This window comes from Achromobacter sp. PD1 (assembly GCF_048541815.1).
Taxonomy (GTDB): domain Bacteria; phylum Pseudomonadota; class Gammaproteobacteria; order Burkholderiales; family Burkholderiaceae_B; genus Achromobacter; species Achromobacter bronchisepticus_A.
In genome coordinates this window covers 1,210,990-1,229,937 of sequence record NZ_CP183349.1, presented here as the reverse complement: position 1 = coordinate 1,229,937, position 18,948 = coordinate 1,210,990, and the positions used below count along the sequence as shown (strand labels likewise).

Sequence of the window (18,948 nt, the reverse complement as noted above, 5' to 3'; positions counted from 1 at the left end):
ATGCTGAAACTGGACCGGATCAGCAAGGCCTACCACAATGGCAGCGGTGCAGTGCCTGTGCTGCAAGACGTATGCCTCGAGGTCGGCGCTGGCGAAATGTGCGCCATCGTCGGAGCATCGGGGTCGGGCAAGAGCACGTTGCTCAACATCATGGGGTTGCTCGACGCGCCGGATAGCGGCGCCGTGCTCTACCGGGGCAAGCCCGTGCATGATGCGGACTTGAAGACGCGAGCTGACCTGCGCAATCGCCACATCGGATTCGTATTCCAAGCCTTCAATCTGCTGCCGCGCATGAGCGCACTCGACAACGTCGGCCTTCCCCTGCTCTACCGCGGCATCGGCAAGTCCGAGCGCCGCCGACGGGCGCAGCGCTGGCTGGAGCGCGTCGGGTTGGCCGATCGCGCAGAGTACCTGCCGGACTCGCTATCCGGCGGACAGAAGCAGCGAGTCGCCATCGCGCGGGCCCTAGTCGGAGCGCCACAGCTCGTGCTCGCCGATGAACCCACCGGCAACCTTGATCCGAAGGCGGCGCAGGACATTCTCAGCCTACTCGGCGAACTGAGCCGGGAATCCGGCGTCGCCGTCGTCATCGTGACCCACGACCCAGCCATCAGCGTCAAGTGTCAGCGGGAAATCGCCGTCAGTCACGGGCGGGCCTTCGTTCGCGAGAGTGCGCCATGGCGTGGATGAATCTCCCGCGCGCGACCGGCTCCTTGCGCGCCATTGTCGAGGATGCCATCGACAATATGGTCGCGGTTCGGCAGCGCACCCTTCTGTCCCTGGTCGGCATAGCCATCGGCGCTGCGGCCGTCGTGGCGCTCTTGAACATCGGAGAGAACACCTCGGACGAGGCTGCGCGCCAATTTAAGTCGATGGGGACGGACCTCATCATCGTTCAGGACAGCCCCGCCCTCGGCGGACAGCGCAAAGCCCCCCCACTCAGGAGCGAAGACGCGCAAGAAATGGCAAACAGTATCGCTGGGGTTTCCCTGGCCGCTCCGCTATCGACGACGCCAGTCAAGACCGGCACAGGAGGAAAGTTGCTCGACGCGACGGCCATTGGCACCACGGAACACCTGATGACCGCAGCTCGGCTGGAACTCGCCCGCGGCCGATTCATTTCCCACCGGGATGGATTGAACACCGTGGTGGTGGTCGGAGGGAATCTGGCTACACAACTCGTCGGCGGCGGCACAGAGCTGGCGCTGGGCGATGAGATCCGCATGGACAACTACCGCTATACGGTCGTGGGAGTCCTGCGTAGTGCGCCACGCAACCCACTACTGCCGTTCGATCTCGACAACGCCCTGATTCTGCCGATCAAGGCGGATCGCCGCGCGAACTCCGCGACCGGAGCGCTATCCAACATCCTGCTTCGCGTTGCCGAGGGCCACGACCCTCTGCATGCGCTCACCGAGGTCTCCTCGTTTCTTCAGCGCAAGGGCAGCAACGCCCAGGCGCAGGGAGCGCTGCTGCTGCTCGACGGCATGCGGCAGCAAGGGCAGATGTTCAAATGGATGTTGGGTGGAGTGGCCTCCATCTCGCTGCTTGTTGGCGGCATTGGCATCATGAACGTCATGCTGGCCGGTATCGCCGAACGACGCCGCGAGATCGGGCTGCGCATGGCCATCGGCGCCGACCAGTGGGGCATCATGACAATGATCGTCACGGAGGCGGTCAGCCTCTCGTTCGTGGGAGGCGGAGCAGGCACCCTGCTCGGCATGCTCGCCTCCGTGCTCTACGCGTGGTTCACGGGCTGGGAGCCGACGCTATCGGCTCTGGCGGCACTACTCGGGTTCGGCATGTCGCTTTTGACCGGATTGTTCTTCGGTATCTATCCCGCCTTTGTAGCCTCGAAATTGAGTCCGATTGAAGCGCTCAGATCCGACTGAAACCGGCTCATCCACGGCGCGGTTGGCGCCCTAGGAGCCGATCCTCGACAAGATCACGCGGCGCGCACTGCATCCCAAGCCACCGCGTGACACCGCAACTGCCGCCCGCCGACCCCGACAACCGCCGGCGCCTCCACCTTGCACTGCTCCCGCGCCATCGGACACCGTGGATGAAACGTACACCCTGACGGCGGCAATATAGGATTCGGCACCTCGCCCCCCATCGGCTCCCGATCCCGCCGCGGATCATCCAGATCCGGAATCGTATCCAGCAGCATCCGCGTATACGGATGCTGTGGCGAATCAAACAGCTGATCCGCAGGCGCCTGCTCCACGATGCGGCCCAGGTACATCACCGCCACGCTGTCGGACACATGCCGCACCACCGACAGGTTGTGGCTGATGAACACGTACGTCAGCCCGAACTCCTTCTGCAGATCGCCCATCAGGTTCAGGATCTGCGCCTGCACCGACACGTCCAGCGCCGAGGTCGGCTCGTCGCACACCAGGAATTCCGCCTCCGTCGCCAGCGCCCGCGCGATCGAGATGCGCTGCCGTTGGCCACCGGAGAACTCGTGCGGGAAACGGCCGGCGTCGCTGGCGGACAGGCCCACCAGCTCCAGCAGCTCGTCGACCCTGCGCCGCGTCTCGGCCGGCGTGGCCCGCAAGCCCAGCGTCGTGATTGGTTCGGCCACGATATTGCCCACCCGCCAGCGCGGATTCAGGCTGGCATACGGATCCTGGAAGATCATCTGCGGATGCAGCACGCCGCCCTTGCGGTTGCGCCCGTAGCGCAGCGTTCCGCGCGTCGGCGCCACCAGCCCCACCAGCAACTTCGCCAGCGTGGACTTGCCGCAGCCCGATTCGCCCACGATGCTCAACGTCGTTCCCCGCGGCACGGATAACGACACCCCGTCCACCGCCTTCAAGGTCTGCTCGGGCTGGCGCGACAACGTGCGTTCCAGCCAGGGCGGCGACACGTCGAACCAGCAGGCCAGGTCTTCGGCCCGCAACAACACATCATCGTTATGCGGCATGGGCGACTCCTCCTTGATGCAGCCAGCAGGCGCTGACGGTGGCGCCGGCCGGGGACGCCCCCAGCGGCGGGCGCTGCTGACTGCAGCGCGGCCCCGCCATCGCACAGCGCGGGTGGAAAGCACAGCCGTCGGGCATGGCGTGCAGGCGCGGCATGGCGCCGTCAATCTGGTTCAGCCGGGCCGCGCGCTGGCGCAGGCCGGGAATCGCATTCATCAGGCCTTGCGTGTAGGGGTGGCCTGGCCGGCGCAGCACGTCCAGCACCGGTCCGATCTCGACGATGCGGCCCGCGTACATCACCGCCACGCGGTCGGTGGTCTCGGCGATCACGCCCATGTCGTGCGTCACCAGCAGCACCGAGGTGCCCTGCTCGCGGCACAGGCGGCGCAACAGCGCCGTGATCTGCGCCTGCACCGATACGTCCAGCGCCGTGGTGGGTTCATCGGCGATGATGAGCGCCGGCCGCGCCGCCAGGGCCAGCGCGATCACCACGCGCTGGCGCATGCCGCCGGAGAACTGGTGCGGATAGTGGTCAATGCGCTTGTCCGCCGCCGGAATGCCCACGGCCAGCAGCAGCTCCAGCGCCCGCTGGCGCGCCGCCTGAGCGCTCACCTTGTCATGATGGCGGATTGTCTCGACCAGCTGGTCGCCCACCGTGAACAGCGGATGCAGGCTGGTCAGCGGATCCTGGAAGATCGCGCCGATTTCCTTGCCGCGCAAGCGTTGGCGCGCCTTGGGCGGCAGGGTGTCGATGCGCCTGCCCGCCAGATGGATCTCGCCGCCGCCCAGCCGTCCGGGCGGCTCCAGCAAGCCGATCACCGCCATGCCGGTCAGCGACTTGCCGGCGCCGGATTCGCCGACCATGCCCAGGATCTCGCCGGGCTGGATATCGAAGCTGATGTCGCGCGTGGCGACCAGGACGCCGTGGCGCGTGGGGAATTCGACCGACAGGCCGCGCACGGACAGGGTCGGCGCGACGTTGGCCGCGGCCGGCGGCTGCGTGGTGTTGGGAACGATGGCCATCATGACGGACTCCTTGCGGGACGCGGATAGCTGGAGGAGAAAATCTGCTCGGCCGGCGGATGGCCCCAGGTGCGGTCGGGGTAGCGGGCCACCAGCCCGTCGAACTGCGTCTGCGCCTGCTCTTGCGCCAGGCGCGCATCGAAACCGGGGATGCGCCCGTCCACCATCACGAAGCGGCCGTCGATCACCACCTGCGACACGTCGCGCCCGCTGCCGCTCACCATCAGCGTCTGGACGGGATCGATCAGTTGGCCGTTGCGGTCGTGCGAAAAATCGAACACCACGATGTCGGCCTTGGCGCCCACGGCCAGCCGGCCCAGGTCCGGGCGGCCCAGCGCGTCAGCCCCGCCCACCGTGGCCGCGTCGTAGTAGTCCTCGGAGCGGACCGCCTCGGTCGAGCCATCGGCCACTCGGCACAGCATCATGCCCACCTGCATGTTCAGCACCATGTCGGGCGGCCAGGTGTCCGTGCCCATGCCGATGTTCACGCCCAGCTTGCGGTAGCGCGCGAACGATTCAAGCGTGGCGCCGTGGCGTCCCGATACCAACGGGCAATGCACGATGCTGGCGCCGGCGTCGCGGATGATTTCCAGGTCGCGCCCGGGCCGCTCGATATGGCGCGAACCCGACACGTAGGTGCCATGCGGCAGCAAGGCGCGCTCGGACAGGAAGTCCAGGCTTTGCAGCCATTCCGGCGGACTCATGCCGTGCTGCTCCAGCACCAGGTCGTACTCCAGGCGCGATTGGCAGCAATGCAGCCGGATCGGAATGTTCCGCTCGCGCGCCGCGGCGGCCGAAGCGCGCAACAGCGCAGGCGTGCAGGTTTCGATGCGGTCGGGCGACAGCATGGCGCGCACCCGGCCGTTGTGGCGGCCTTCGATCTCGTCGCAGAAAGCCAGGGCCTCGGCCAGCCCCGCCATGCCGCGCGCCTCGTCGTAGTGGCAGCGGATCTTGCCCGCAGCGTCCACATAGGTGTGGCCGCTTCGATAGGCCGGCCCCAGGTAGACGCGCAGACCCAGTTCGCCGGCCGCGTTGGCCGCCGACAGGAATTCGTCGCGGGTCTCGCCCCACACCCGGTAAAACAGCGACGCGATCGGCAGCGCCGTCGTGATGCCGTTGCGTATCAGCTGGGCGAAGGCATAGCGCTTCTGGAACGCCAGCTCGGAGGCCGTGTACATCTCGTACGGCCCGCGCTTCATGCAGCTCTCGGGCCAGATGCGGCCCTTTTTCCAGGCGGGCGAATTGTCGAAGCCCAGGATGGTCGTGTCCAGGTCGGACAGCGCGTCCAGGTCCACGAAGCCCGGGCCGATCAACGCCCGGCCGTAATCGCGGCGCTGCGCGACCTGCCCCGGATAGCGGTGGCCGACGTAGACGATGCGGTCGCCCTCGAACACCACCTCGCCGTTCTCGTACAGGCAATGGCGGCCGTTCTCGTGGCCCACCACCCAACGGGCGGTCAGCAGGACGGGACCTTGCGGCGCGCTCATCACGGCGCCTCCGCCAGCGCCCGGCCGTCGCGCGCGACCACGCGCCCGCCCTTGACGACCAGCTTGCGCGGCGGGCGCGAGACGATGGCTTCGGCCACCGTCTCGGCGTCCACCAGCACGAAGTCGGCGTGGCAGCCTGGCGCCAGACCGTAGTCGGACAAGCCCATGACCTGCGCATTGCCGTAGGTGGCCACGTGCAGCGCCAGATCCAGTTCGTCGTCGCGGCGGAAGTTGTTGCGCAGGCCCACCAGCATGGTCCGCTCCAGCATGTCGGGCTTGCCGTAGGGGCCCCAGGTGTCGCGCATGCCGTCGTTGCCGGTACAGACCGTGACGCCGGCCGCGTGCAGCTTCGCCACGTTGGGCACCGGCCGCGAGGCCGAGCCCGTGGTCATGATGTGCACGCCGGCCTTCAGCAAGCCTTCGGTCAATGCCTGCACTGCGTAAGTGTCGGGCATCCCCAGGCAGAATGAATGCGACAAGGTGACCTTGCCCTGCATGCCCAGCGCCAGCACCCGGTCTATGGTCATCTGCATCGAGAACGCGCCGAGTTCGCCCGCTTCGTGCAGATGGATGTCGATGGGCTTGCCGTGCCGTTGGGCCAGCCCGAAGATGGCGTCCAGATGGCCCTTGGGATCACGGTCCATGCCGGCCGGATCCAGCCCGCCCACGACTTCCGCGCCCATGCGCAGGGCCTCGTCCATCAGTTCCAGCGTGCCGGGGCGGATCAGCAGCCCGCTCTGCGGGAAGGCGACGATCTCCACGTCGATCTGGTCGCGGTACTGCTCGCGCGCGCGCATCACGCCTTCGATCGCTGCCAGACCGATGTCCGTGTCCACGTCCACATGGCTGCGGATATGGCTGGTGCCGTCGCCGATCGACATCACCAGCTGGCGCGCCGACTGGCGGTACGGATCGATGCCCAGGCGCCTCTTCTCGGCGCGCTCGTTCTCGATCTTGTCGATCAGGCGCGGGCCGACTTCATTGCGATACCAGGGCATGCCGTACATGGTCTTGTCCAGGTGCGCGTGGGCGTCGATCAGGCCCGGCAGCATCAGCGCGCCGCCCCCCTCCACCACCGGCACGCCGGCGGGAGCCGGTCCGCCCAGCGCCTGGATGCGGCCGTCGCGCACCAGCACCGAAGTCATCTCGCCGCCTGCCGGGCGGACTTGGGTATACAGCGTTGCGTTTTCCATCGTTCTACTCTTGTCGGTTTGCGTTCAGCGCAGGCGGGGGTTCAGGGCGTCGCGCAGCCAGTCGCCCAGCAGGTTCACCACCAGCACGATCAGGCTCAGGTACAGCGCGGGAAACACCACCACCCACCACTGCCCCGAAAACAGGAACTGGTTGCCCAGGCGGATCAGCGTGCCCAGCGACGGTTCGGTGGGCGGCATGCCCACGCCCAGGAAGCTGAGCGTGGCCTCGATCAGGATCGCCAGGCCCAGGTTCAAGGTGGCCGTCACCATGACCGGCGTCAGCGTGTTGGGCAGGATGTGGGTCAGCATGATGCGCAGCGAACTCACGCGGATCAGGCGCGCCGCCTGCACGTACTCCTTGCCGCGCTCCACCAGGGCCGAAGCCCGCACCGTGCGGGCGTACTGCACCCAGTTGGTCATGGAGATGGCCAGGATCAGGATCACGGCCGACAGGGTTTCGCGCATGCCGGGCGGCAACAGCTGGCGGAACACCGCCGTCACCAGGATCGCGACCAGGATCGTCGGGATGCTCAGCAACGTATCGCCCAGGCGCATCAGCGCGTTGTCGACCCAGCCGCCGAAATAGCCCGCCGCCAGCCCCACCAGCAGGCCGATGGCCAGCGACAGCACCACCGTGGCCAGTCCGATCACCAGCGACATGCGCGAGCCGTACAGGATGGCGGACCAGACGTCGCGGCCCTGCGTGTCCGTGCCCAACAGGAACTGCGGATCCGAGCCTGCCTCCCAGACGGGCGGCAGCTCCGCGTTCAACAGGTCCAGCTGCGCCAGGTCGTACGGGTTCTGCGGCGCGATCCAGGGCGCGAATACGGCCAGCAGCACCACCGCCAGCAGCACGATGCCCGCGCCCATGGCTACGTAGTCCTGCCTCAGGTTCCACCAGAGATCGCTGCGCAGGAAGCGGGCAAGCCGGCCCTGCCCCGTTGCGGAAAATGGCTTAGTGAGCATTGGCGCCTCCCTTGACGTGCTGGCTGCGCAGGCGCGGGTCGACCACGCCGTACATCATGTCCACCAGCGTGTTCAGCGCCACGAAGATGAAGGACACGATCACCAGATAAGCGGCCATGACGGGGATGTCCACGAACATGACCGATTGGATGAACAGCAGCCCCATGCCGGGCCACTGGAAGACTGTTTCAGTAATCAGCGCGAAGGCAATCAGGTTGCCGATCTGCATGCCAGTCACGGTAATCACCGGCATCAGGCAGTTGCGCAGGGCCAGCCGGAAATGCACGATGCGATCCGGCAGGCCGCGCGCGCGGGCGAACTTGATGAACTCGGTGCGCAGCGTCTCCAGCATTTCGGCCCGCACCAGGCGCATGATGAGCGTGATCTGGAACAGCGCCAGCGTGATGGACGGCAGCACCAGCGCGGCGCGGCCCGAGGGCGTGAGCAGGCCGGTGGTCCACCAGCCAATCTTCACCGTGTCGCCGCGCCCGAAGCCCGGCAGCCAGCCCAGCTGCACCGAAAAGATCAGGATCAGCATGATCCCGACCACGAAGCTGGGCAGCGATATGCCCAGGATGGACACGAACTGCAGCGCCTGCGCCAGGCGCGACTTGCGGTAGATGGCGGTCAGCACGCCCAGCGGCACGCCGATGACCAGCGACAGCAGCGTCGCCATCAGCACCAGTTCAAACGTGGCCGGAAAACGTTCGGCCACCAGCGCGAACACGTCCTGCTGGTTGCGGTAGGAAATGCCGAACTCGCCCTGCGCCGCGTTGGTCACGAAGTGCACGAACTGCATGCCCACCGACGCGTTCAGCCCCAGGCGTTCGCGCAGTTCATCGCGCTGCGTTTGCGAGGCCTGCTCGTTGAGCATCATGTCGACGGGGTCGCCGACGAACCGGAAAATCACGAAGGCCATCAGCGCCACCGCCAGCATGACGCCGACCGCGTTGAAGACCCGTCTCACTATGAATGCCAGCATGTGCGGCTCCCCTTCAGACCCTAGTCATACGCAGGACCGCCGGCAGACGGCGGTCCGCGGTGTCACTGCATGCGTACGGTCCACAGGCGCGCCTTGTTGTCCGGCATCTGCAGCACCTCGCCCACGCTCTTGCCCACGGCCCAGGCCATCGGCTGCTGATGCAGCGGCAGGAAGCGCACGTCGTCATGCAGCGTCTGCAGCACGTCGGCCATCATCTGCACCCGCTTGGGACGGTCCATTTCAGCCGCGGCGGCGTCGATCCTGGCGTCCAGCGCCGGATCGCCCCATTGGCCCCAGTTGAAGACCCCAGCCGGGCCGCTGCGGCTGTGCATCACCTGCAGCAGGATGGACAGCGCGTCGATCTGCGGCTCGTTGGCCCAGCCGTGGATGGTGATGTCGAACTCGCCGCGCGAACGCTTGGGGTTCTGCAGCGAACGCGGACCGCTGGCCAGCGAGGCCTTCACGCCAATGCGCGCCCACATGGAGGCGGCGGCCTGGCAGATTTCCTCCTCGTTGACGAACATGTCGTTCGAGCAGAGCAGCGACACCGTGAAGCCATCCGGATAGCCCGCCTCGGCCAGCAGCTTCTTGGCACGCGCGGCGTCGAACGGCAGGCGCTCTTCCTGCCTGGCCTCGTAGCCCGGGATGGACGGCGCCACCAGCGCGCCCGTGGTGCGCGACAGGCCGCGCATCACGCGCTTCTGGATCAGCTCCGGCGACAGCGCCATGTACAGCGCCTGGCGCACCTTCAGATCCTTCAGCGGATTCTTGTCGGTGATGTTGGAGCCGACCAGCTTGTCGCCCAGGTTGAAACCGAAATAGAGCGTGCGCAGCTCGGTCGAGGCCAGCACCTTGACGTTGGACGCCGCGCGCAGCCGGTCCAGGTCCTGCAGCGGCGCGTTCTCGGTGAAATTGATATCGCCCGACAGCAACGCCGCCACCCGCGTGGGCGCGGAAGCGATGGGCGTGAATTCGATGCGGTCCAGGTTGTGGCGCGGCTTGTCCCACCAGCCGGGGTTGACCACCAGCACGGTGCGCGTATCCGGACGGTACGACTCCACCTTGAAGGGGCCGGTGCCGTTGGCGTTATGCGTGGCATAGCCTTCGATCTTCTTGGCGGCGTCCGTCGGCTTCAGGCTGTTGTTGTCCACCAGCCACTGGCGGTTGAAGATGAAGATGTTGGTCAGGTCGTTGAGCATCAACGGATACGGATGCGTCATTTCGATGTCGACCGTGTAGTCATCGACCTTGCGCACCGCCTTGAAGGCCGGCAGATTGCCCTTCAGGGGAGAAGCTTCGTCCGAGACCCGCGTCATCGACGCCACCACGTCGTCCGCCGAGAACGGCGCGCCATTGTGGAACTTCACCCCTTTGCGCAAATGAAAGCGCAGCACCGTGGGCGACGGCGTCTCCCAGGACTCCGCCAGCGCGGGCGTGATGTTGAACTTGTCGTCATAGCGGATCAGCGCTTCGTACACATGGTTCAGGAACGCCAGGTTGAAGGTGCTGCCGTAGGAATACGGATCCAGCGAATCCAGGTCCCGGGCCGCGCCCCACTTCAGCGTGTTGGCGGCGTTGGCCCCCGTGATGGCCGACAGCGCGATCACGGCGCCCGCGGTCCACTTGAGCAAAGTCTTCATGGCTGCAACTCTCCCTTGTGTATCGGTCTGAACTCGCCGGGGTCGAGCCCGGCGCGGTGGGTAAGACGAAATGGCTAGGAATGCGCGCCCGGGCGGACGAGCGACAGCCGCTGCGCGCGCTCCAGGGACGCCAGCGCCAGCACCTGGGCCAGGGCGGCGCGGTAGGAATCGATGATGGGCACGGCCGGCAGGCGCGGCAGGCTGGGCAGGTAGCCGGCCAGCGCCGCGCCCGCCACGATCACCACGTCCGCACCCTGCGCCACCGCGGCGTCCAGCGCCCGACTGACCTGCAAGGCCGACTCGGCCGAACGCGACACGTAGTCCAGGGCATTGCCCGGCAGGGCCAGGATGCCGGCGCAGCGGGACTCCAGTCCCAGCTGCCGGATCTGCTCGCGCAGCATGCCGGGCCAGCGCTGTCCCACCGTCACGATGGCGTAGCGGTCGCCGCGCTGCAGGGCGCTCAGGATGGAGGCCTCGGCCATGCCCACCACGGGTACGTCCAGGCGTTCGCGCACGGCGCCGATGCCGGGTTCGCCAAAGCAGGCCAGCAGGCAGGCGTCGAATCCGCCGTCCGGCCCCTCGCCCGCCGCCCGCTCCACGATGTCCAGCACGGCGTGGGCGGCAACAGCCGCCTCCGCGCGGCTGGCGATGTAGGCGGGGCCGAACCCGGCGGTAACCGCATGGATGCGGACCCTGTCCCCGTAAAAGGCCTCGGCCTGGCTGGCGAGGCTGGCCGTCAGCTCGGAGGTGGTGTTGCCGTTGACCACCAGCAGGCGGTAAGGCGAGGAAAGGGACAGCTCGGGTGCGACGGCCTGGGGTACAGCGGACATGGATCAGCCTTTGTGAACTTGTATACAAACAATATGATCATTAAAGAACGATCACGCTTGTTTTGTATAAAAATTTGTATACGATTTATGTCGCCAATGTACTCCGCAGAATCTCGACGGCAAGCTATCGCTAACCCTTAGGCCCGGGTGTAGTATGCTTCCCAGCACAGAGAAAAACGCGCGCCGGCAGCGCCTGCCGGACCATTCCAACACCCTAAAAAGCGCGCAGGCATAGGAGCCAACAAGAAGATGAAGTCCCTCGCGCCGCCGGCCGACGAGCCCGCCAAGAAAGACATCAGTCGCAACGAAATCGTATACAAAAATTTGCGCAGAGCCATCATCGAGCAGGCCCTGTTGCCCGGCGACAAGCTGCCCGAGGACATCATCGGCGAGCGTTTTGGCGTCAGCCGGACCATCGTCCGCAGCGTGCTGACACGCTTGTTCAGCGAAGGGCTGGTGGATTTGCGGCCGAACCGCGGCGCCGCGGTGGCCCGCCCCAGCCTGGAAGAGGCGCACGACATCTTCGAGGCGCGCCGCTGCCTGGAGCGCGACGTCACGCGCCGGCTGCTGCAGCACATCACCGAAGCCGGACTGACCAGGCTGGAACAGCACGTGGCGCAGGAAGAGGAAGCCCGCAAGCGCAGCAGCACCAACGAATCCATCCGGCTGTCAGGCGAATTCCATATCCTGATGGCGGAGCTGTCGGGCAATGCGGTGTATGCGCGCTACGTGAACGAGATCGTGTCGCGCTGCTCGCTGATCCTGGCCCTCTATGGCCGGCCGCATTCGAGCGAATGCGCCGTCAGTGAACACATGGAGATCGTGGCGGGCCTGCGCGCGCGCGACGAGAAGCACGTGCTGCACCTGCTGGAGCATCACCTGGAATCGGTGACCGCGCGCGCGCTGCTGACCGCGGACGGCCAGGGCGTGCGCGATATCCGCAAGATCCTGGACCGCTACGGCACGTAGGGACGCACGAAGCCCCCCAACGAAAAAGCGCCCGGTGAGGGCGCTTTTTTGGTTGGAGAGCCTAGATTTCGCGCTCTTCCGTCTTGAGGTTGTTGTCGCGAGCGAAATCCACCACGAACTTGTACGCCAGCGGTTCCAGATCGCGCAAACGCAGATCGACCACGATCCCGCGCACGCCGTCGATCACGACGGGCAGCACATAGGGCGAATAGGTGAGGTGGTTACCGGCACAGCCGGCGGGCCGGAATTGTGCCATTACGCCGGCGAGCCGTTCCGCCCAATCGCTGGGGCGAAAGCGGCTACCGCTTTCGGTAACGCCATGAATTACGAATTGTCTGACGCGAGTTGCCATGAGTTCTTCACTACAGCGCGCCCTTCACGAAAGCCGGATCTTCGGCGTGATCAAACATGCGCCCTGCGCCGCGAATTGTATATGATTGATCCTTTGCCCTCTTTCAAAAAGCGATTCGCCTGGGAAAACGAGCTGTCCGGACTGCCAACCCCGGCGGCATCCCACGGGAACTCCGGCTGAGTCCCGGCGCAATCCGCTTCATCCACAGGAGGATCCTCGATGACTTCGCCTCTGGCCAATATCTACGCCCGGCTGCCGGTATCGTTCACGCACGGCCAGGGCGTCTGGCTGTGGGACGCCGAAGGCCGCAAGTACCTGGACGCGCTGGCCGGCATCGGGGTGTCCTGCCTGGGCCACGCCCATCCGAAACTGGTGGCCGCCATCAGCGAGCAGGCCGCCCGCGTCATCCATACCTCGAACATCTACGAAGTGCCGCAGCAGACCGCGCTGGCCGCTCGCCTGACGCAGCTGTCCGGCATGCGGGAAGTCGCGTTCAACAACAGCGGCTCCGAGGCCAACGAAGCCGCGATCAAGCTGGCGCGCTACTACGCCTACCAGCGCGGCAACAAGCACGCCCACATCATCACCATGGATTCGTCCTGGCATGGCCGCACGCTGGCCACGCTGGCGGCCACGGGCAGCGAAAAGGCGCGCAAGGGCTTCGAGCCCCTGCCCTCGGGCTTCATTCAGGTGCCTTACAACAGCGTGGACGCGGTGCGCGCCGCCGGCGACGCCGAGCCGCGCGTGGCTGCGGTGCTGCTGGAAGTGCTGCAGGGCGAAGGCGGCATCCGCCCCTCCGACATCGCCTATCTGCAGGAAGTGCGGCGGCTGTGCACCGAGCGCGGCTGGCTGCTCATGATCGACGAAGTCCAGTCCGGCATCGGCCGCACCGGCAAGTGGTTCGCCCACCAGTGGGCCGACATCGTGCCCGACGTCATGACCCTGGCCAAGGGCCTGGCGGGCGGCGTGCCCATCGGCGCCATGCTGGCCGCCGGCCCCGCCGCGGGCGTATTAACCCCCGGCAGCCACGGCACCACGTTCGGCGGCGGCCCGCTGGTCTGTGCGGCCGGGCTGGCCGTGCTGGATGCGCTGGAATCCGAAAACCTGCTCGCCAACGCCCACGACGTGGGCAATCACCTGAAAACCGCCCTGGCCGATGCGCTGACCGGCGTCGCGGGCGTCACCGACATCCGCGGCCGCGGCCTGATGCTGGGCATCGAGCTGGCCCGCCCCTGCGGCGTGCTGGCCCTGCGCGCCATGCAGGCCGGCCTGCTTATCAACGTCACGCGCGACCGCGTGATCCGCATGTTGCCGCCGCTCATCCTCAACCGCGACGAAGCCGACCGCATCGTCGCCATCCTGGTTCCGCTCATCCAGGAATTCCTGGCCGAAACACCATAAAATCAACGTCCCGCCCGGGCCATGAGCCTGGCCGGGCCCCATGACCTGCGACATCACCATGACACCTCCCACGACTCAAAACGGCCCGCTGCGGCACTTCCTGCAGTTCAAGGACTTCTCGTCCGCCGAGATCGCCTACGTGCTGGACCGCGCGCGCCTGATCAAGGACAAGTTCAAACGCTACGAACCCCACATGCCGCTGCATGACCGCACGCTGGCGATGGTGTTCGAAAAGGCCAGCACGCGCACCCGAGTGTCGTTCGAGGCCGGCATGTACCAGATGGGCGGTTCGGTCATCAACCTGACCTCCAACGATTCGCAGCTGGGTCGCTCCGAGCCCATCGAAGACACCGCGCGCGTCATCTCGCGCATGGTCGACATCGTCATGATCCGCACGTTCGAGCAGACCCGCATCGAGCGCTTCGCCTCGCACTCGCGCGTGCCGGTGATCAACGGCCTGACCAACGAATTCCACCCCTGCCAGATCCTGGCGGACATCTTCACCTACATCGAGCACCGCGGCCCCATCGCCGGCAAGACGGTGGCCTGGGTGGGCGATGCCAACAACATGGCCTATACCTGGCTGCAAGCCGCGGAAATGCTGGGTTTCACGCTGCACGTGTCGACCCCGGCCGGCTACGAACTCGAAGCCTCGCGCATCGGCACGCCGCCGGCCACGGTGCTGCGCCAATTCAAGGACCCCATGGAAGCCTGCAAGGGCGCGCACCTGGTCACCACCGACGTCTGGACCAGCATGGGCTATGAAGCCGAAAACGAAGAGCGCCGCGCCGCTTTCGCCGACTGGTGCGTGGACGCCGAAATGATGGCCGCCGCCGATTCCCAGGCCGTGTTCATGCACTGCCTGCCCGCCCATCGCGGCGAGGAAGTCACCGGCGAAGTCATCGACGGCCCGCAAAGCGTGGTCTGGGACGAAGCCGAAAACCGCCTGCACGTGCAGAAGGCGCTGATGGAGTTCCTGCTGCTGGGCCAGATCAAGTAAGACCACCCCCATATGGAAAAGCCTGTGCATCTCGCGATGCGCAGGCTTTTTTCATGGGCACGACAAACCCGAATTCAAATCCGATGCGGCGGACGCCGCGCAATTACAGAATCCGTTTGAACATGGTCCGGCGCGTATTGCGGAAGGATGGCCGCACGCGGCTGCTCCAGTCGCTGGCGCGCACGGCCAGCCAGGGCGGGCTGCCGAAGGTTTCGCGCGTGTGCAGGTCGTAGCAGGCCAGATAGCGCGGCGACTCGTCGCGGCATTCATAGCGCATGGCGCGCACCGTGCCAGGCACCGAGGCCAGGCCCGGCAGATGCTCCTGGTCGTACCAGGCGTTCAGGTCGGCTTCCGCCTCGGGCAACACGTCGGTCTCGACGATGTAATGCCACGGCGCGTCCTGCCCCGCCGAGGCGCCCGCCAGGTCCAGCGTCTGATGCAGCACGCGGCTGCGCGCGCCCGGGAAGCTCTCGGCCAGGCGGGCCTGCGCTTCCGGCAAGGCCGCTGCCGATCCGCGCAGATAGACGTAGGTTTCGTCCTCTTCCAGGGCGGCATAAGCGGCGGCGCGCAAGCCTGCCAATCCTTGGGTCAGGGTCTGTTCAAGTTCAAGTGCGCGCGGCGTGTCGAAGCGCTCGCCCAGCGATACCAGCAATACGGTTTCCTGCACTCCAGTCTCCTTCAATGTCCGACGCGCAAGGCCACCAGGAAGCGCGACACCATGTTGTACGCGCCCACGGTCGCCGCCAGTTCCACCAGCTGCGTGTCATCGTAGCGCGCGCGCAGCGGCGCGAACACGGCGTCCGGCACCTCGATGTCGCGCGTCATGGCGTCCGTCAGCGCCAGCACTTCGGCCTCGCCGGCTTCCAGGCCCTGCAGCGCCGACGGCGCCGGACCGCCGCGCAATGCGTCCACCAGCGCCTGCGGCATGCCAGCGGCCAGCGCGTGCGGCACATGCGCCTCGAACTCGTACGGCGCATTGTTCAAGGTCGCCACGCGCAGGATGATCAGTTCGCGCAGGCGCGGCGGCACCGCCGTGTTCAGGCGGATCGCGGTCAGCATGGCCTCCCAGCCCTGAACCACGGCCGGGCTGTTCAGCAACACCTGGTACAGCGGCGAGATGCGCCCCCGTGCAGCCGATATCCGCGCCTCGATCGCGGCCAGTTCCGGGCGGCTGCCCGGCGTCACCAGCCCTACTCTGCATGCGTTCATCTTCACTCCGGACGGATGTTCTTGCGCTGGATCAGCGAGGTCCACTTCTCGCGGTCGGATGCGATCAGGGCAGCCAGTTCCTGCGGGCTGCCGGGCGCGGCCTGCGCCCCGAACTTCTCCAGCCGGGCGCGCACGCTCTCCGTGTTCAGCGCGGCGCGCACGGCCTGGTTGAGCTTGTCGATCGTGGCAGGCGGCGTGGCGGCCGGCGCCACGATGCCGTACCAATTGTTGGACTCCACGCCGGCAATGCCCTGCTCGGCCAGGGTCTTGACCTCGGGCAGCAGCGGATGGCGGGTAGGCGCGGCGATGCCCAGGGGCTTCAGCTTGCCGCCCTGGATATGGCCGATCAGGCCCGGCACGTCGCCGAAGAAGCCCGACACCTGGTTGCCCATCACGTCATTGATGACCGGCGCCGCGCCCTTGTAAGGCACGTGCATCACGTTCGCCTTGCTGGAATCGGCGAACATTTCCAGAGTCAGGTGGGGAATGCTGCCGATGCCCGACGAGCCGATCGCCACCGACTGCGAGGCAGCCTGGGACTTCTTGACGAAGTCAGCCGCGTCGGCCGCCGGATTGGACGGATTGACCACGAACACCGTGGCGTTGTTGACCACCTTGGACACCGGCGCGAAATCGCGCACGGGGTCATACGGCAAGTCCTTGTACAGCGCCGGGCTGATCGCGACCGCGCCCACGCTGGTCAGGAACAGCACCGAGCCGTCAGCGGGCGCCTTGGCAACGTAGGCTGCGGCGATGTTGCCGTTGGCGCCGGCCTTGTTCTCCACGATGACCTGCTGCTTGAGCTCCTTGCCCAATTGCTCGGCCAAGACCCGGCCGACCAGATCCACCGGCCCGCCAGGCGGGAAGGCGATGATGAGGCGCACCGGCCCATCGGCATGGGCGGATCCCAGGGCGGCCAGGCTCAGCAGGCCGGCGGACAGTATTTTCTTGAACATGGTGTCTCCTGATTGAATGGAATTTTCTTGTCGTTCGCACGCCGCCAGATGGCGGCGGCGTTTGCCGCGCCTACTCGAATCCGTACAGCCGCGCCGGGTTGTCCACCAGGATGCGCTGGCGCAGGGCCGCATCGGGGCAAGCTTCGAAAAACAGGTCGACCAGCTCGCCGTCATCCGGCATGTCGCCCGCCACGTTCGGATGCGGCCAGTCCGTGCCCCACAGGCAGCGTTCGGGCAAGGCCTCGGCCAGCGCGCGCACGAAGGGCAGGCCCTCGGCGTATGGACGCTTGCCCGACGCGATGCGGTCGATGCCCGATACCTTGACCCAGGCCTGCGGCACCTGCGCCAGGCCCAGCAGCGCCCGCATCGCCGGCGACGCCAAGCCATCGCTCGCCTTCAGCCGTCCCATGTGGTCGACCACGAAGGGCAGCGGCAGCGCGGCCAGGCGCGGCAGCAGCTCCGGCAGCATCGCGCCGTCCAGGTGCAGGCACAGGTGCCAGCCCAGCGGCGCGATCAGCGCCACGACGCGGTCAAAGACCGCCGGATCGGGCGCGCCGCCCAAATGCGGCACGAAGTTGAAACGGGCGGCGCGCACGCCGCCCTCATGCAGTTGCTTGACGCCGGCCTCGGTCGCGTCCGCTCCCAGCAGAGCGACGCCGCGATAGCGGCCGCCGCTTTGGGCCAGCGCATCCAGCAGGGCGCGATGATCCGAGCCATGGCAATTGGCCTGCACCACCACCGCGCGCTCCACGCCCAGGCGGTTGTGCAGCGCCGCCATGGCCTGGTAAGGCGCATCCGGCGGCGTGTACGAGCGGCCCTCGGCGTACGGAAACACGTCGGCCGGCCCGAACACGTGGCAATGCGCATCGCAGGCGCCCGGCGGCAAGGCGTGGCGGGGACGGGACGGCGCGGCTAGTGGAGGACGGCAATCGGGCACGGGCGAGTTCCTGCGTTGAAAACGCCATGGTCCCGGATTGCCCGCCGCCCAACAATGCTATATCTTTGATTTCAGATATAGATTTTTCGAATATCCGATGGACCTCAAGCAGATCGAATACTTCCTGCGCGTGGCGGAGCGGCGCAGCTTCTCGCGCGCGGCCGAAATGCTGGACGTGGCGCAGCCCACGCTCAGCCGCCAGGTCCGCCTGCTGGAACTGGAGCTTGGCCAGCATCTGCTCTACCGCAACGGGCGCGGCGCCGAACCCACCGAAGCCGGGTTGCGCTTCCTGGAGCACGCCCGCGCCCTGCTGACCCTGGCCGAACGCGCCAAGGAAGACCTGCAAAGCCTGCGCGAGACGCCCACCGGCAAGGTCGTGGTGGGCCTGCCGCCCCGCATCGCGCGTGTACTCACGCCGCCGCTGGTCCAGGCCTTCCGCCGCAGTTTCCCCGAGGCTTCCATCGCCGTGGCCGAGGGCCTCAGCGCCCAGGTGCGCGAATGGCTGCTGGCCGGCCGCGTCGACCTGGCCCTGCTCTACGATCCCGCGCCCTCGCCCCAGCTGGCCTACGAATCGCTGTTCCGCGAAGACCTGGTGCTGGTGGCCGCGGCCGGCCACCGGCCCGCCCTGCCCCCGCGCATCGCCGTGGCGCAACTGGGCGACTACCCGCTGGTGGTGCCCAGCCTGCCCAACGCCATCCGCACCCTGGTCGAAAGCGTGTGCCGCGCCCAGGGCGTGCGCCTGACCATCGCCGTCGAGGTCGACGCGGTCCAGACCATCGTCGAACTGGCCGCCCAGGGCGACGCCTACGCCATCCTGCCGCGCTCGGCCGCGCGCGGCCCCGCCGCCGAGCATGAGCTGTCGCTGTGCGACATCGTCGACCCGACCATCACCAATGATCTGGTGCTGGCCAGCGCCCGCCACCGCCCGGCCACCCGGCTGGCTGCCGCCACCGCGCTCCTGATCCGCCGGCTGGAGCTGCCGGCCCTGTTCGCCCCGCCGGCCCGACCGCGGCAAAAGAGTTAAAATAGCGTCCGTTTCTCTTGTTTGGCGGCTAGCAGCTGTCAAAGTCTGCTGT

General features: G+C 66.9%; 19 protein-coding genes. 6 read left to right on the top strand and 13 right to left on the bottom strand.

Annotation, left to right across the window (positions count from 1 at the left end; all coding sequences use genetic code 11):
- Together ACM1PE_RS05710 and ACM1PE_RS05705 are read left to right on the top strand one after the other, a co-directional pair.
- Positions 1-690, top strand: coding sequence for an ABC transporter ATP-binding protein (locus ACM1PE_RS05710; protein ID WP_118932234.1), 690 nt, complete (start codon positions 1-3; stop codon positions 688-690).
- Positions 678-1,892, top strand: coding sequence for an ABC transporter permease (locus ACM1PE_RS05705; RefSeq protein ID WP_419342664.1), 1,215 nt, complete (start codon positions 678-680; stop codon positions 1,890-1,892). The genes ACM1PE_RS05710 and ACM1PE_RS05705 overlap by 13 nt, the downstream gene beginning before the upstream one ends.
- Positions 1,893-1,945: 53 nt before the next feature.
- On the opposite strand, the gene ACM1PE_RS05700 is transcribed toward ACM1PE_RS05705, so the two are convergent.
- The 8 genes from ACM1PE_RS05700 to ACM1PE_RS05665 form a co-directional block, all read right to left on the bottom strand.
- Positions 1,946-2,929 carry an ABC transporter ATP-binding protein gene (locus ACM1PE_RS05700; protein WP_059380442.1) on the bottom strand — a complete coding sequence of 328 codons (984 nt, stop codon included), beginning with the start codon at positions 2,927-2,929 and terminating at the stop codon, positions 1,946-1,948.
- Positions 2,919-3,953, bottom strand: a complete 1,035-nt coding sequence (locus tag ACM1PE_RS05695) for an ABC transporter ATP-binding protein (RefSeq protein ID WP_419342663.1) — start codon at positions 3,951-3,953, stop codon at positions 2,919-2,921. The genes ACM1PE_RS05700 and ACM1PE_RS05695 overlap by 11 nt, the downstream gene beginning before the upstream one ends.
- The gene (locus ACM1PE_RS05690; RefSeq protein ID WP_419342662.1) at positions 3,950-5,437 is read right to left on the bottom strand and encodes an amidohydrolase family protein; all 1,488 of its coding nucleotides are present in this window, start codon (positions 5,435-5,437) and stop codon (positions 3,950-3,952) included. The genes ACM1PE_RS05695 and ACM1PE_RS05690 overlap by 4 nt, the downstream gene beginning before the upstream one ends.
- A complete protein-coding gene (locus ACM1PE_RS05685) occupies positions 5,437-6,630 on the bottom strand; it encodes an amidohydrolase family protein (protein ID WP_059380445.1) in 1,194 nt (397 codons plus the stop codon). The genes ACM1PE_RS05690 and ACM1PE_RS05685 overlap by 1 nt, the downstream gene beginning before the upstream one ends.
- A 24-nt stretch (positions 6,631-6,654) precedes the next feature.
- The gene (locus tag ACM1PE_RS05680; protein ID WP_059380446.1) at positions 6,655-7,596 is read right to left on the bottom strand and encodes an ABC transporter permease; all 942 of its coding nucleotides are present in this window, start codon (positions 7,594-7,596) and stop codon (positions 6,655-6,657) included.
- The gene (locus tag ACM1PE_RS05675) at positions 7,586-8,578 is read right to left on the bottom strand and encodes an ABC transporter permease (protein ID WP_054451141.1); all 993 of its coding nucleotides are present in this window, start codon (positions 8,576-8,578) and stop codon (positions 7,586-7,588) included. Before ACM1PE_RS05675 ends, ACM1PE_RS05680 begins: the two co-directional genes overlap by 11 nt.
- A 62-nt stretch (positions 8,579-8,640) precedes the next feature.
- Complete coding sequence (locus ACM1PE_RS05670) at positions 8,641-10,218, bottom strand: ABC transporter substrate-binding protein (RefSeq protein WP_419342661.1); 1,578 nt, start codon at positions 10,216-10,218, stop codon at positions 8,641-8,643.
- A gap of 74 nt (positions 10,219-10,292) precedes the next feature.
- Positions 10,293-11,048, bottom strand: coding sequence for an aspartate/glutamate racemase family protein (locus ACM1PE_RS05665; protein WP_251877125.1), 756 nt, complete (start codon positions 11,046-11,048; stop codon positions 10,293-10,295).
- A gap of 249 nt (positions 11,049-11,297) precedes the next feature.
- Here ACM1PE_RS05665 and ACM1PE_RS05660 point away from each other — a divergent pair, with 249 nt between their 5' ends.
- Positions 11,298-12,017 carry a GntR family transcriptional regulator gene (locus tag ACM1PE_RS05660; RefSeq protein WP_419342660.1) on the top strand — a complete coding sequence of 240 codons (720 nt, stop codon included), beginning with the start codon at positions 11,298-11,300 and terminating at the stop codon, positions 12,015-12,017.
- A gap of 61 nt (positions 12,018-12,078) precedes the next feature.
- On the opposite strand, the gene ACM1PE_RS05655 is transcribed toward ACM1PE_RS05660, so the two are convergent.
- Entirely contained in the window at positions 12,079-12,369 is a 291-nt protein-coding gene (locus ACM1PE_RS05655; RefSeq protein ID WP_013392635.1) for a DUF3579 domain-containing protein, read from the bottom strand.
- A 219-nt stretch (positions 12,370-12,588) separates the two neighbouring features.
- On the opposite strand from ACM1PE_RS05655, the gene ACM1PE_RS05650 reads away from it, so the two are divergent.
- Together ACM1PE_RS05650 and argF are read left to right on the top strand one after the other, a co-directional pair.
- Entirely contained in the window at positions 12,589-13,770 is a 1,182-nt protein-coding gene (locus ACM1PE_RS05650) for an aspartate aminotransferase family protein (protein WP_059380450.1), read from the top strand.
- A 58-nt stretch (positions 13,771-13,828) separates the two neighbouring features.
- Positions 13,829-14,770, top strand: a complete 942-nt coding sequence (gene argF, locus ACM1PE_RS05645; RefSeq protein WP_059380465.1) for an ornithine carbamoyltransferase — start codon at positions 13,829-13,831, stop codon at positions 14,768-14,770.
- A gap of 103 nt (positions 14,771-14,873) precedes the next feature.
- On the opposite strand, the gene ACM1PE_RS05640 is transcribed toward argF, so the two are convergent.
- From ACM1PE_RS05640 to ACM1PE_RS05625, 4 genes are all read right to left on the bottom strand, one after another.
- A complete protein-coding gene (locus tag ACM1PE_RS05640) occupies positions 14,874-15,437 on the bottom strand; it encodes a hypothetical protein (protein ID WP_419342659.1) in 564 nt (187 codons plus the stop codon).
- 11 nt (positions 15,438-15,448) lie between these two features.
- Positions 15,449-15,979, bottom strand: coding sequence for a carboxymuconolactone decarboxylase family protein (locus tag ACM1PE_RS05635; protein WP_251877129.1), 531 nt, complete (start codon positions 15,977-15,979; stop codon positions 15,449-15,451).
- A 2-nt stretch (positions 15,980-15,981) separates the two neighbouring features.
- Positions 15,982-16,935: a Bug family tripartite tricarboxylate transporter substrate binding protein gene (locus ACM1PE_RS05630; RefSeq protein ID WP_059380453.1), complete on the bottom strand. Its 954-nt coding sequence runs from the start codon at positions 16,933-16,935 to the stop codon at positions 15,982-15,984.
- Positions 16,936-17,005: 70 nt separating this feature from the next.
- Positions 17,006-17,872: an amidohydrolase family protein gene (locus ACM1PE_RS05625; protein WP_419342658.1), complete on the bottom strand. Its 867-nt coding sequence runs from the start codon at positions 17,870-17,872 to the stop codon at positions 17,006-17,008.
- 97 nt (positions 17,873-17,969) lie between these two features.
- Between ACM1PE_RS05625 and ACM1PE_RS05620 the strand changes: the two genes are divergently transcribed.
- Positions 17,970-18,896 (top strand): LysR family transcriptional regulator, encoded by a 927-nt coding sequence (locus ACM1PE_RS05620; protein WP_118932224.1) that lies wholly within the window; start codon positions 17,970-17,972, stop codon positions 18,894-18,896.
- The last annotated feature ends 52 nt before the right edge of the window (positions 18,897-18,948 follow it).

Bases quoted from the DNA above. Each gene is read 5' to 3' on its own strand.
- ACM1PE_RS05710 (WP_118932234.1), top strand. From the start codon at position 1: ATGCTGAAACTGGACCGGATCAGCAAGGCCTACCACAATGGCAGCGGT.
- ACM1PE_RS05705 (WP_419342664.1), top strand. From the start codon at position 678: ATGGCGTGGATGAATCTCCCGCGCGCGACCGGCTCCTTGCGCGCCATT.
- ACM1PE_RS05700 (WP_059380442.1), bottom strand. From the start codon at position 2,929: ATGCCGCATAACGATGATGTGTTGTTGCGGGCCGAAGACCTGGCCTGC.
- ACM1PE_RS05695 (WP_419342663.1), bottom strand. From the start codon at position 3,953: ATGATGGCCATCGTTCCCAACACCACGCAGCCGCCGGCCGCGGCCAAC.
- ACM1PE_RS05690 (WP_419342662.1), bottom strand. From the start codon at position 5,437: ATGAGCGCGCCGCAAGGTCCCGTCCTGCTGACCGCCCGTTGGGTGGTG.
- ACM1PE_RS05685 (WP_059380445.1), bottom strand. From the start codon at position 6,630: ATGGAAAACGCAACGCTGTATACCCAAGTCCGCCCGGCAGGCGGCGAG.
- ACM1PE_RS05680 (WP_059380446.1), bottom strand. From the start codon at position 7,596: ATGCTCACTAAGCCATTTTCCGCAACGGGGCAGGGCCGGCTTGCCCGC.
- ACM1PE_RS05675 (WP_054451141.1), bottom strand. From the start codon at position 8,578: ATGCTGGCATTCATAGTGAGACGGGTCTTCAACGCGGTCGGCGTCATG.
- ACM1PE_RS05670 (WP_419342661.1), bottom strand. From the start codon at position 10,218: ATGAAGACTTTGCTCAAGTGGACCGCGGGCGCCGTGATCGCGCTGTCG.
- ACM1PE_RS05665 (WP_251877125.1), bottom strand. From the start codon at position 11,048: ATGTCCGCTGTACCCCAGGCCGTCGCACCCGAGCTGTCCCTTTCCTCG.
- ACM1PE_RS05660 (WP_419342660.1), top strand. From the start codon at position 11,298: ATGAAGTCCCTCGCGCCGCCGGCCGACGAGCCCGCCAAGAAAGACATC.
- ACM1PE_RS05655 (WP_013392635.1), bottom strand. From the start codon at position 12,369: ATGGCAACTCGCGTCAGACAATTCGTAATTCATGGCGTTACCGAAAGC.
- ACM1PE_RS05650 (WP_059380450.1), top strand. From the start codon at position 12,589: ATGACTTCGCCTCTGGCCAATATCTACGCCCGGCTGCCGGTATCGTTC.
- argF (WP_059380465.1), top strand. From the start codon at position 13,829: ATGACACCTCCCACGACTCAAAACGGCCCGCTGCGGCACTTCCTGCAG.
- ACM1PE_RS05635 (WP_251877129.1), bottom strand. From the start codon at position 15,979: ATGAACGCATGCAGAGTAGGGCTGGTGACGCCGGGCAGCCGCCCGGAA.
- ACM1PE_RS05630 (WP_059380453.1), bottom strand. From the start codon at position 16,935: ATGTTCAAGAAAATACTGTCCGCCGGCCTGCTGAGCCTGGCCGCCCTG.
- ACM1PE_RS05620 (WP_118932224.1), top strand. From the start codon at position 17,970: ATGGACCTCAAGCAGATCGAATACTTCCTGCGCGTGGCGGAGCGGCGC.